The organism is Bacillus sp. EB01 (assembly GCF_000613125.1).
GTDB lineage: Bacteria > Bacillota > Bacilli > Bacillales > Cytobacillaceae > Bacillus_D.
Map to the genome: position 1 here is coordinate 149,265 of NZ_HG964497.1, position 11,256 is coordinate 160,520.

Annotated in this window: 10 protein-coding genes; all 10 read right to left on the reverse strand. The window is 45.3% G+C overall.

What is annotated here, in order from left to right:
* Positions 1 to 206: 206 nt before the first annotated feature.
* Positions 207 to 968, reverse strand: coding sequence for a GntR family transcriptional regulator (locus TY16_RS00655; RefSeq protein ID WP_052342539.1), 762 nt, complete (start codon positions 966 to 968; stop codon positions 207 to 209).
* On the reverse strand, positions 965 to 1,663 hold the full coding sequence (locus tag TY16_RS00660; protein WP_043929739.1) for a 3-oxoacid CoA-transferase subunit B: 699 nt from the start codon (positions 1,661 to 1,663) through the stop codon (positions 965 to 967). Before TY16_RS00660 ends, TY16_RS00655 begins: the two co-directional genes overlap by 4 nt.
* Positions 1,656 to 2,351 carry a 3-oxoacid CoA-transferase subunit A gene (locus TY16_RS00665; RefSeq protein WP_043929740.1) on the reverse strand — a complete coding sequence of 232 codons (696 nt, stop codon included), beginning with the start codon at positions 2,349 to 2,351 and terminating at the stop codon, positions 1,656 to 1,658. Before TY16_RS00665 ends, TY16_RS00660 begins: the two co-directional genes overlap by 8 nt.
* A gap of 19 nt (positions 2,352 to 2,370) precedes the next feature.
* Positions 2,371 to 3,315 carry an MBL fold metallo-hydrolase gene (locus TY16_RS00670; RefSeq protein ID WP_043929741.1) on the reverse strand — a complete coding sequence of 315 codons (945 nt, stop codon included), beginning with the start codon at positions 3,313 to 3,315 and terminating at the stop codon, positions 2,371 to 2,373.
* Between the two features lie 44 nt (positions 3,316 to 3,359).
* Positions 3,360 to 5,057, reverse strand: a complete 1,698-nt coding sequence (locus TY16_RS00675; RefSeq protein WP_043929742.1) for a CocE/NonD family hydrolase — start codon at positions 5,055 to 5,057, stop codon at positions 3,360 to 3,362.
* A gap of 240 nt (positions 5,058 to 5,297) precedes the next feature.
* The gene (locus TY16_RS00680; protein WP_197028340.1) at positions 5,298 to 5,717 is read right to left on the reverse strand and encodes a Zn-ribbon domain-containing OB-fold protein; all 420 of its coding nucleotides are present in this window, start codon (positions 5,715 to 5,717) and stop codon (positions 5,298 to 5,300) included.
* Between the two features lie 5 nt (positions 5,718 to 5,722).
* Positions 5,723 to 6,886: a thiolase domain-containing protein gene (locus TY16_RS00685; protein ID WP_043929743.1), complete on the reverse strand. Its 1,164-nt coding sequence runs from the start codon at positions 6,884 to 6,886 to the stop codon at positions 5,723 to 5,725.
* A gap of 54 nt (positions 6,887 to 6,940) precedes the next feature.
* Positions 6,941 to 7,942, reverse strand: a complete 1,002-nt coding sequence (locus tag TY16_RS00690) for a phosphotriesterase family protein (protein WP_043929744.1) — start codon at positions 7,940 to 7,942, stop codon at positions 6,941 to 6,943.
* 22 nt (positions 7,943 to 7,964) lie between these two features.
* The gene (locus tag TY16_RS00695) at positions 7,965 to 9,005 is read right to left on the reverse strand and encodes a phosphotriesterase family protein (RefSeq protein ID WP_043929745.1); all 1,041 of its coding nucleotides are present in this window, start codon (positions 9,003 to 9,005) and stop codon (positions 7,965 to 7,967) included.
* A 715-nt stretch (positions 9,006 to 9,720) separates the two neighbouring features.
* On the reverse strand, positions 9,721 to 11,190 hold the full coding sequence (locus TY16_RS00700) for an alanine/glycine:cation symporter family protein (protein ID WP_043934407.1): 1,470 nt from the start codon (positions 11,188 to 11,190) through the stop codon (positions 9,721 to 9,723).
* Positions 11,191 to 11,256 lie beyond the last annotated feature (66 nt).

Sequence of the window (11,256 nt, forward strand, 5' to 3'; positions counted from 1 at the left end):
TGCAAACAATGAAAACGGTTAAATTTTAATAATTTCTAAATCCTCCTCCAGTCAAAAAAGATTTACTCTCTTTCTTCCAAGAAAACGAGATATTTAAGGAGAAACAAACTCAAATTCTACGTAACTATTTGAGTTTGTTTACTTCCAGTCAATAAAATGAATAATTAAGCAGCGGGCTCCACTTTCTGGCCACCCGTAAACGCTGGTCACCGGTTTACAGTGAAGGATAATTTGTAATCGCCTGCCCTATGGACGGCTTTTCTCCAGCCTATAAGGGTATCGTTCCGAGTGTACAATTTAGTCTCCATAACAAGAACAGGCTCGCCTTCTTGGATTTCCAGTAGGTTCGCTTCATCCTGTACCGCACCTGCAGCATAGATTTGATGGTCCCCTCTCGAAACAAAGATGCCCTGTTCCCTCTCAAGAAGAACGAATACGCTCTCTGCTTCCTCAAGTTCCGCTGCATCGGGCTGGAATTCCTCCGAAACTACTAAATATGTTTGTGTCCAAATAAGTGGTTCACTCTCCAGCAAAATTAAACGAGAGATTTTCAACACCTTGTCGATGGAGGAAATCCGTAATGCAGCACATAAATCCTCGGTCGGAGTAACACGTTCAACATTCAATATATGCGAATTACAATCGATCCCTTGTTCACGGAGAAAGCTGACCAGCCCTCCCAGCTCAAGCCCCGGTGGCCGGACTGGCAGTGCCTGGACTGGAAAAGTACCTTTTGCCCGCTCCCTGTAGACATACCCTTCATCGGCAAGCTCCTTTAATGCCTGCCGGACAGGCGCCCGACTTACATGGAAGCGCTGAACAAGTTCCTGCTCAGTGCTGAATGGGCGGCTGGAGTCACCGTCTGCTGCCTGCAGCTCTTCAATTAAAATTTGCTTAATTTGTTTATACAGAGGAACGGATGAACTGCGATCAATTGTGCTTCTTTTAGTATGCTTCGTCATTGTCATTGCTGAACTCCTATAACTTCCGTTTTGTTATTTTTATATACTTCAAGTTTAAGTGGAGCATCCGTACAGGCTTGCACGTAGTCAAACGTAACATCTGGAGCAAGTTCCCGGACTACGAGACCATCATCCGTCACATCGATCACCGCCAGATTTGTATAGATTCGATCAACACAACGTGGAGCTGTTAGAGGAAATAAACATTTCTCCACAATTTTTGCTTCACCTTTATTAGTTGTATGCTGCATAAAGAGAAAGACCCTTTTGCTGCCTACGGTCAAATCCATTGCTCCGCCAACCCGGCCAAGTGGAGCATTCGGAAGCTTCCAGCTAGCCAGATCTCCATGCATTGATACCTGGAAGGCACCCAGTACGGCTGCATCGAGGTGCCCGCCTCGTATCATTGCAAAGGAATCAGCCTGAGAAAAGTAACATCCCCCTGGTCTTAAGGTAATAGGTTCTTTCCCTGCATTAACAAGATCCAAATCCTCTTCACCAGGTACCGGCTTTGGACCAAGTCCAAGCAGCCCGTTTTCACTATGAAGAATGATTTCCCGGCCTTCAGGGATGTAATCAGCCACAAGTGTCGGCAAACCAATACCCAGATTTACAAACCAGCCGTCTTCCAAATCTTGAGCTATTCTTTCTGCCAGCTGAGGTGATGTCCATCCAATCGTTTGTTTCTGTTCCTTAGCCATTTACTGTCACCCTCCCTTCAGCCTGTTCTTGCAATAGTACCAAGCGATGTACATAAATACTTGGAGTGGCAACTGCCTCCGGATCGATTACGCCAACGTCTACAATTTCATCGACCTCAGCTATCGTAAGTCGTGCCGCTGTCGCCATAACCGGGTTGAAGTTCCGCTGTGTTTTTCGATATACAAGATTTCCCCACCGGTCAGCACAATGTGCTTTTATAAAGGCATAGTCCCCTGTAATGGCTTGCTCAAGGACATGTACCTTCCCATTGAAATCCCGTGTTTCTTTACCTTCCGCAAGTTCAGTGCCCACTGCTGTAGGTGTATAAAAAGCCGGAATACCAGCCCCGCCTGCCCGGATCCGTTCCGCCAATGTTCCTTGCGGAGCGATCTCCAACTCAATGCTTCCCTTCTCGAGGCGTTGAATTAGGTCATCCGCGTGTGGACCGACTGGGAACGAACAAATGATTTTCCTTACCTGATTGTTGGAAATAAGTGCTGCAACACCATCACTTACAGCCCCTATATTATTGGATACAACCGTAAGGTCCTTTGCACCCTGCTCCACAAGTGCCGCGATAAGATGTGACGGCAGCCCGCTGCCTCCAAATCCACCGACGAGGAGTGTAGCCCCATCCTTCATGTCAGCCACAGCTTTTGCTGCATTTTCGAACTTCTTTTGGATCATTCAGTTTTTCCTCCCTTCATTATTGATGAATGTGACGAAGTTCTTCTTTGTAGCCGTTTATTGTTACAAAAAAAGCACATGGCAGGAATCTTGGATCACCTCTATAGCCAAGTTCTTCGGCAATTGAGCCAAAAGGCCCGTAAAGTTCATGATGATGCTCTTTTGTCACCCCACTGGCCAAATGCTGTTTAAGAATGGCAGCCAACTTTCCTTCCATATTAAGGCTTGACTGGAGGGCTGCCACTACCTGTTCACCCTTAATCTGGGCGCTTTGGATCTCACCATGACGATTTCGGAAAGGGTGTCCTAGATACAATTGTCTTGGGCGGACCTCTTCCAATAGCCGATGTAAACTTCTTCGATATAACGTTGGATTCTCAATCGTTGGCAAGCCGCTGGCACCGCCATACATTTGAACTGCATCGGCTGCGAAAGCTATCCCGTCAAGTAAAAAGGTAACGGAACCTATTGAATGGCCTGGAGTTTCGATCACTTTGACAGAAATGTCACCGCCAAGACTTACGGTATCACCTTCGACAACTTCCAGTGCAGGTTCGATAGTACCTCCGATATCCGAAGTCAGCATCCTGATATGCTTTTCCTGAATAATCGGGTCTATGATGTATCTTCCTTGAAGTGCTTGGTAATCAACGATATGTTCGTTTATGTCCCGCAAGAGTCGTGCTTCTTTTTTGGGAATGACCACTTTTGCTCGTCGCCCAGTTTTTTCCCATACTGCAAAAGCCCCACCCAGATGATCTACATGGCCATGTGTGAGCAATATCCAGCTAATGTCTTCTATTTTTATTCCGTGTTCAGCCAAGGCTGGTTCGATATCTTGTTCAGCAGAGGCATTTACTCCAGCGTCGATAAGTGCTGGTTCCGGTGAGTCCACATAATAAGCAAATGCTGAAATTGGGCCAAATTTACATTCTATTGGTATCACCCGTACAGAGCTGCTCAAGTCCTTCACCTCCTAGTTGGATTGGGTAGTTGCTGAAGAATTCTTTATTTTTTTGTAATATCGAACTCTTTCGGAACTACTGGCAAAACTAATCGTGAAGGATGTTCTGCATCGCGATAAATTTTATGAGTTGTCGCCCGGCCACTCGGCAAGTGATAGCTATCAGGCGGCAGCAATTTGGCTTCATCCCCATCAATTGCTTCGTTACAAGCAAGTTCCAACTCAATGCGATGCCCTGTTTTAATTAAGAAGGAGAACGGATAAAGTCTTATCGCGTATTCCAGGATCTCCCCCGGTGATACCGGAACCGACCGTGTATGTGGATGCCAAGGTTCCCCTGGTTTTGACCTTTCTTCATCCAATTCACGATGGGATGCTTTTAAGTAACCCGAAGTCATTAGAGTGCGTTTTCCGCCCGGGTCTACATCGTAAAGCTTTGCAATCAGGTTTGTGTCATCCGTATCGATTTCGACGTATATATGCAGCGCACCTGTCCCAGTCATTTCAACATCTTCTTGAAACTTATCGCTGGTCCATTTCACCGATTCCGATTTTGTTGTAACGGTAAATGGAGCCTGGTAAAAGCCATCCGGATGAGCATATTGGGACGATAAAGGCTCAGGCTTGCCACTAATTTTATGGCGTGGGCGTAAGTAGAAATTTTTATGTTCTATAGAAAGCAATGGCCAATGATCCTCTTTACGCCATTTATGTGAACCTTCTACAGAAAATTGAACTGTTGGTTCATCCATGATACCTGTGTCAATGCCTTTTAACCAGTAATCGTACCAGCGGAACATTTCGTCATGGCATTCATGAAATGGACGTTCGAGCATGGGCGGCAACGCCTGGATTTCAAGCTTTTTCACACCTTTTACGCGGTGGTAACACTCAATCGTTGTTTCAACATTCCAACCGCGTCCCCATTTCGCCTGGAAGTAGACCGGAATATCTACTTTATCGGCTAAGGCCATAGCAGAATTTTCTTGCCAGAATGGTCCATCAAGCGGATTTAAAAGGTAATCTATCCATAATTCGTGACGGTCCTGGTAATGCAGAAGGTGAACAAAGTCGGACCAGTGCGCGATATCGGGGTCATTTAGGCGCTCCCTGGTTTTCTCCTGAAGTTCTTCAGGAGAATATATCCTTGAACTTTTACTAGCGACGTTATTGAACGCATTTCCGCTATCGCCTCCACGGCCTTCGCGGGACGCGCGGGGCATTAACCACATGATCCCGCCATGATAGCAGAGCTCGTAAAGGTCATAATGGCCGCCATTCACAAAAATGGCTTTCAGATGTGGCGGTTTTTCTGCTGCTCCAAGAATTTGCACCGTAGCAAAATAGGAAATACCAATCATCCCAATATTTCCATCGCACCACTCCTGTTCAGCCATCCATTCAACGATGTCATTTATATCTTTTCCATCGCCATGCCCGCCTGAATTGTAGTTTCCGCACATTTCACCCTCTGAGTGGCCTGTTCCACGAACGTCTGCGATTATATGTGCATAGCCATGCTCGACAACCGCGCGAATGTCACCGGCCTCGATTGCCCCATTCCATAGATGGCTTGGCCGTGCTTGCGGGGGTAATGTCAGTGCCTGCGCCTGGAGTTCTTTTCCATACGGACTTAAAGCAAGTAACGCCGGCACTTTCCCAGCGCCGTCCGGCAGGTAAATATCAGCAGCGATATGAACCCCATCCCGCATCGGAATCCGAACGTCTTTTATGATTCTCATTACATTCCGCTCCTGTTCTCAGCCCTAGTAAAAAGGTTTCGGCTGTCAAAGATACAATAAATTAAAATGGAATTCTGGAAATCTTATAAGTTACTATGTTACCTTTTTCTTCATGCCTGGGTTTGGTTGGGCACATAGAAACGTTCTATGTTACCTTCAGTTTCATCCGGGGCTCTGTTAGGCAGATAAATTTTCTCACTACTCACTACTCACTACTCACTACTCACTACTCACTACTCACTACTCACTACTTACAACAGGCGTAAAGCAAGGAATGTAAGGTCCGGGCTGTTCCTGATCCCCGCTTTGTTTGAAGACTACTTTGACCCTTTGATCAATATGGATTTTATCCAAATCACAATCTACGATATTGGTCATCATTTTCAGGCCTTCATCCAAAGTTACAAATGCAATGGCATATGGCGTGCCCCGGCGCATGACGCTGTATGTGTAAATACTTCCGGTACCACACGCTTCAATCCACTCTGTCTTATCACTCATGCAATTCGGGCAAAGGATACGTGGGTAATAATGATATTCGCCGCATTCAGAGCATTTTTTTAGAAGCAGCCTGCCATCTGCCGCTGCATCCCAATACTCTCTGTTCTCGGGATGGATTTCTGGAATTGGCATTGTTCTGGTTTGGTACATTGTTCCCATGAAATCTACACCCTTTCCATAATCAGCGTTGCACTTCCATGGCGGGTGGCAAGCCCGCCGCCGGTACCGTGTGCCAGCGCAATATCACAATTATTCACTTGAACCTGTGGGTTTGCTTCCCCCCTAAGCTGTCTGACCGCCTCAATCACTTTGACAATTCCGCCTCTGCTTGCTGGATGGTTGTTATTCAGTCCTCCACCATCTGTATTGATAGGAAGCTTCCCAACTCCTGAAATCAAGTTCCCATCGGCAACAAACCTTCCACCTTCACCCTTTTTACAAAAGCCAAGGTCTTCAAGCTGCATTAATACTGTAATCGTGAAGCTATCATATACGGATGCATACTTGATGTCTTCCGGAGTCACACCTGCCTCATCAAATGCCTTCGGTCCGGACCAGACCGCTCCTGTATACGTCAGGTCTGTCTTGCCATTCAAAAGTCCTTTCGGAGATTCCCCGATGCCGATTACCCGTACCAGTGGGCGTTTCAGGCTTTTGGCAATCTCTGGCCTTACCACAACCAACGCTCCGCCGCCGTCACTTACTACACAGCAATCCAATTTATGTAAGGGATCTGCAATCATTGGGGAAGCCAGCACATCTTCAACAGTCACGACTTCACGCAGCATTGCATTCGGGTTGTATTGTGCATGATGTGATGCCGCTACTTTAACCCATGCCAATTGTTCGCTCGTTGTCCCATATTCATGCATATGGCGCATTGCTGCCATCGCGTACTCATTGACTGCAGTTGGCCCATATGGGAGCTCGAACGGAGAATCAGGAACATTGGCTCCGACCATTTTTTGTTTTACACCGTTCCTCCCCTGCGACCGAGGCCGACCTGCCATTGTAATTAACGCAACATTACATTTCCCAGCAGCGATCGCCTGTGCAGCATGGGATACATGCGCTATATACGACGAACCACCAATATCCGTGCCATCCACATGCCGCACATTCAAGCCTAGGTAATCAACCATGGATAGAACTCCGCCTGGCGCATCACCTGCGCAAAAATATCCATCTACATCCGCAAACGATAGTCCCGCGTCTTCCAGTGCTCCTTTCGAACACTCAGCATGTAAAGCGGCTACGGATTTATCCGGAGCTTTTCGTGTTGGATGCTCGAACGCGCCTGCAATATAAGCCAATCCTTTACTACTCATTATCCCTGCCCCCTCTTCTCCTTCGCTTCCTTAGTGAACTCTCATGAACTCAGATCAGCGATTCTCTTGAGAAATAAGGACTCTCGGTGAGGTATTTACTTGCGGTTCTTGCATCGTCAAGAATTTGGCAGGATTGTGTACTAAAAGCTGTTCAAAAACTGCCTCAGCTACACCGGCTTTACGGAGATCCGGCAAAAATTCTTCAAACAAGTAGTTTACAGAATGCCCTTTCAATCCCGGCCAGCCCAGTGCACAGCAGTTCGCATCAGCTGAGATTAGTGCTCGGTCAACATACCCTTTACCAAGGAAACGGAGGAAATGTTCAACTCGATCCTGGCGTGGACGCGACCAATACGGTGCCCCCTCCATTTCACTGTCATAGCCGATAGTATCGAAGCCTACCCATGCCCCCTGTTCAGCAATTAAATCATCTCGTTTTTCATCCAAATAACCGCCATCATCTGCATGCCCCATCAGTACGCGGTCAAGAGGCAGCCCCTCTTCATTGAAAATCGAGATTGCTGTTTCAGCATCCACGCATAAATGAGTAATAATCGGTACTCCTGTTTTTATAGATGCACACGCAGCGGCACGGTAAATGCGTTTATCAAGCTCGCTTAGTTTCCCGCCGCGGCTGACACCAACCTTGATTGCACCAGCCTTAGCTCCAGTACCGTCAATGCCAACAGTAATTTCATGAATAAATAGATCGGTTAGATATTCGACTGGTTTGTTACGGAAATATGGCAGGGCCGAGTCACCGGCGACAAAGCCTGTAACGGCGACAATGTGGACTCCGGTCCTGCGTGATAGAACCTGGAAGTACTCGACATCCCTCCCATTTCCTATACCTGTGCAGTCAACAAACGTCTTTCCACCGTGTTCACGGAAGCGGCGCAGCTTTTCAATTGTCACTTCAAATGCTTCTTCGGGTTTTTTCCACCATTGCGTATCCAAATCACAGCCTGGCAGGCCAAAGCCAATATGCTCATGAACTGCGATAATCCCTAAATCCTCCACCGGCACTGGGCCTAGAACTGTATTTACCTTACCCATATAGTCTTCTCACTCCTCAACTTTAATTTCTGTTTGCAGCAGCAACAGTTTCTTTTTCAGAAGCTGCAGAATTCGCAACGTTAAGAACACGTTGGGGACTGTCTTCCAAAATGGTACGAATTTGTTCGTTGGTCACACCGGCTTTCTTGAGCTTCGGAATAAACGATGTCAGCAGGTAATCAAAGCCTATCTCCTTTGCTTCATGTCCTTTTGCTACACCTACTGCATTGGTAGAGAGAAGCAGTTGCTCGCCAAAACCTTCTTCCAGCAATTCCATAATAAGCTGGACACGCTGTTCATCGTTCACGTAGCCTTCGCCGTTGGACCAGCCAACATGGTCCAATGCCACATAAGCCCCGCGGCGAGCAACAGCAAATGCCTCTTTTCGTTCAACCGCGTCAAGGCGATCCAGCCCGCCAACAATGACTTTTTCAGGCTTAATTCCTTCGCCCAATAAAATTTCCAGGTCATTGATTGCATCTTTACCATATTGAACTGATACTGCTAATCCTGTAGCCAGCGCAGCTTGGGCAGATCCTCTGAATAAATTGATTTCCTTTTCAGTAATTCCGCTCTTACTTGCGATCGAAGTTACTAAACCTGCTAGCCCTGATCGTTCAATTCTCGGCACTACTATTCCTTCAGTCACTTCTTTTTCGAACAAAGCTGCAAACTGTTCAGCAGACCATGGAGTTGGCGGATTTTTTTGCGGAGTTACAAAATATCCGCTTAGCATTGGTTCCGGCCCTAAACCAGTCGAAGCTACAATATGCACACCGGTTGTTTTAGAAAGAGTTTCATAGAGTTTTACATCCCGCCCGTGGAACATGCCGGTCCGGTCGACAATTGTCTTACCCCCAGCCCTGCGAAAATCAAATAGCTTCCTCTTCAAAATCTCGAAGATTTCACTTTTGTCCATGTTAATTTCCGGCGCATACTCAGCTCCAGGCATTACCGAAAGAAGTGACTCATGAATAAGCACAACTCCTAGATCTTGAGCCGGCACTGGGCCAAGGACTGTTCTGATATAGCCTGACTTTGTTTCTTCTAAACTATGTACCATATAAATGACCTCCTATCATTTAGTTCTTTTTTAAGTGGAGCGATGTCTCGGCAGACTTTCTATAAAAAGACCCCACACGTTAAAAAAGTGAGGGGTCTTAAACTGCCTACCCTTCAGAATGCCACTTTTTATTGCGTAATCGCTTTCTTATTAGGTTTTACAGTGATGTAAAATTAGCTGTTATGTTATAAATGCATATTATAATATTGTTATACCAAAGTCAAACACTTTTCTGTATCTTCTGAATAGACAGATAACGAAACTGTTTTTTTAAGAAAAATGTTTTTTAACCTTACTTTGGAAAGAAAAAAATAAAATGGCGAAGGTTTCTATAACGTTTTTAACACTTTCTTTTCGATTGTTTGCTATTTTAAAAAAGTGAAATTTTATTTATTTTTTTACAAACTGGAACTGTGGATGGCTTATATATAAAATGCAGATTTGTCCTTCATTCCTTCAATTGTACATGTTCCAAAAATATAAAAAGAGCTGCCCAAAAATGTGAGCAGCTCCAAAGATGTATATTCATTTGATGATGATATGGCCAAAGATTGCTCTCGCCAAACCTTGTTGAAAAAATGCATTTTAATTTGTTCAGTATTGAACTTTCTGGTTCCATCATAAATCCCGAAATTTAAATAATCAAGTTTTTTCTGCCTTGTTTAGCTCAAAATAAATGGAAGGGTGTAAACCTAATAAGTCAACACCCTTCCATTTAAGAAATTTTTTGTTCTTCCGGGATGTATTCTTTCTCCCAATAATCTGCATTTTTTATTCCTAATGCTTTAGGGTCAAACACAGGATCCAATCCTTGCTTTTTCTGCCGTTCATAATCCTTTAAGGCAGCAATAGCAGTTTTTGCAAGAATCAGCATTGCGATGAAATTAAGCCATACCATTATTCCCAAACCTGCATCTCCAAGTGCCCACGCCACTTCAGCTTCCTTTAAGGATCCATAGAACGAGGCAGCCATAATAACAACTTTTAATAAAAGCATGGCCGTTTTTTTATCGCCACGGATTAAATAGGCAATATTGGTTTCTGCCATGTAATAATATGCCATGATCGTTGTAAAAGCGAAAAAGAATAGTGCGATTGCAACAAAACCTGCACCAAAACCAGGCAAAACGCTATCTACCGCTGCCTGTGTATACTCAGGGCCTGCTTGAACGCCTTCCAGATTGTTTACAATAAAGGAACCGTCTTCCGCCTGTGTATTGTATGCCCCAGTAAATAAAATCATGAATGCGGTAGCGGAACAAACTAGCCATGTATCAATGTATACTGAAAATGCCTGGACGAGCCCCTGCTTGGCAGGATGCGAAACCTCTGCCGCTGCAGCTGCGTGGGCACCAGTCCCCTGTCCGGCTTCGTTTGAATAAATCCCCCGCTTTACGCCCCAAGATATGGCCATGCCGATTAAGCCGCCGAATGCTGCGTCCGCACCAAATGCACTTTTAAAAATCAGGGCCATGACCGCCGGCACTTCGGTAATGTTCATTGCAATAATGATAAGTGAGAAGAGTATATAGCCTAATGCCATGAAAGGAACAATCAACTGTGCGGTGTGGGCAATCCTCTTTGTTCCGCCAATGATAATAAAGCCCAGTAAAACGACAATTAACCCTCCAGTAATGGCTCTATGGAAACCAAATGCATTTTCCATCCCTAATGCAATGGAATTAGCCTGTACTCCTGGCATAAGGACAGCCATAGCCAGTAATGCTGCCAGAGAAAATAGAATCGCAAACCATTTCCAGCCTATGCCTTTTTCTATATAATAAGCCGGACCTCCGCGATATTGTCCATCTTGCTTTTCCTTGTAGATTTGGGCGAGAGTCGATTCGATGAAAGCACTTGAAGCTCCGATAAATGCCATCGCCCACATCCAAAAAACGGCTCCCGGACCACCAAACGCTATTGCGGTTGCAACACCCGCTATGTTCCCCGTTCCCACACGTCCGGAAAGGGCAATCGATAACGCCTGAAATGAAGAAACCCCTGCCTCTGAACTTTTACCCTGGAACATCAGGATAACCATGTCTTTAATGTGCCTAACCTGGGCAAACCGGGTTAAAATTGAAAATAAAAGTCCAACTCCAAGTATTGTGTAAATTACCGGTGTACTCCACAGCACATTATTATTCAACCAGCCAATAAATTCTTCAAAGTTACCAATCAACATCCCAATAAACTCCTCCAAAATATCCCTCCTGTTTTCTGAAAATTCTCTATCATTATAAAATATCTG

Excerpts from the sequence above, each read along its gene's own strand:
- TY16_RS00655 (WP_052342539.1), bottom strand. The coding sequence starts at position 968 with ATGACAATGACGAAGCATACTAAAAGAAGCACAATTGATCGCAGTTCA.
- TY16_RS00660 (WP_043929739.1), bottom strand. The coding sequence starts at position 1,663 with ATGGCTAAGGAACAGAAACAAACGATTGGATGGACATCACCTCAGCTG.
- TY16_RS00665 (WP_043929740.1), bottom strand. The coding sequence starts at position 2,351 with ATGATCCAAAAGAAGTTCGAAAATGCAGCAAAAGCTGTGGCTGACATG.
- TY16_RS00675 (WP_043929742.1), bottom strand. The coding sequence starts at position 5,057 with ATGAGAATCATAAAAGACGTTCGGATTCCGATGCGGGATGGGGTTCAT.
- TY16_RS00680 (WP_197028340.1), bottom strand. The coding sequence starts at position 5,717 with ATGGGAACAATGTACCAAACCAGAACAATGCCAATTCCAGAAATCCAT.
- TY16_RS00685 (WP_043929743.1), bottom strand. The coding sequence starts at position 6,886 with ATGAGTAGTAAAGGATTGGCTTATATTGCAGGCGCGTTCGAGCATCCA.
- TY16_RS00690 (WP_043929744.1), bottom strand. The coding sequence starts at position 7,942 with ATGGGTAAGGTAAATACAGTTCTAGGCCCAGTGCCGGTGGAGGATTTA.
- TY16_RS00695 (WP_043929745.1), bottom strand. The coding sequence starts at position 9,005 with ATGGTACATAGTTTAGAAGAAACAAAGTCAGGCTATATCAGAACAGTC.
- TY16_RS00700 (WP_043934407.1), bottom strand. The coding sequence starts at position 11,190 with ATGTTGATTGGTAACTTTGAAGAATTTATTGGCTGGTTGAATAATAAT.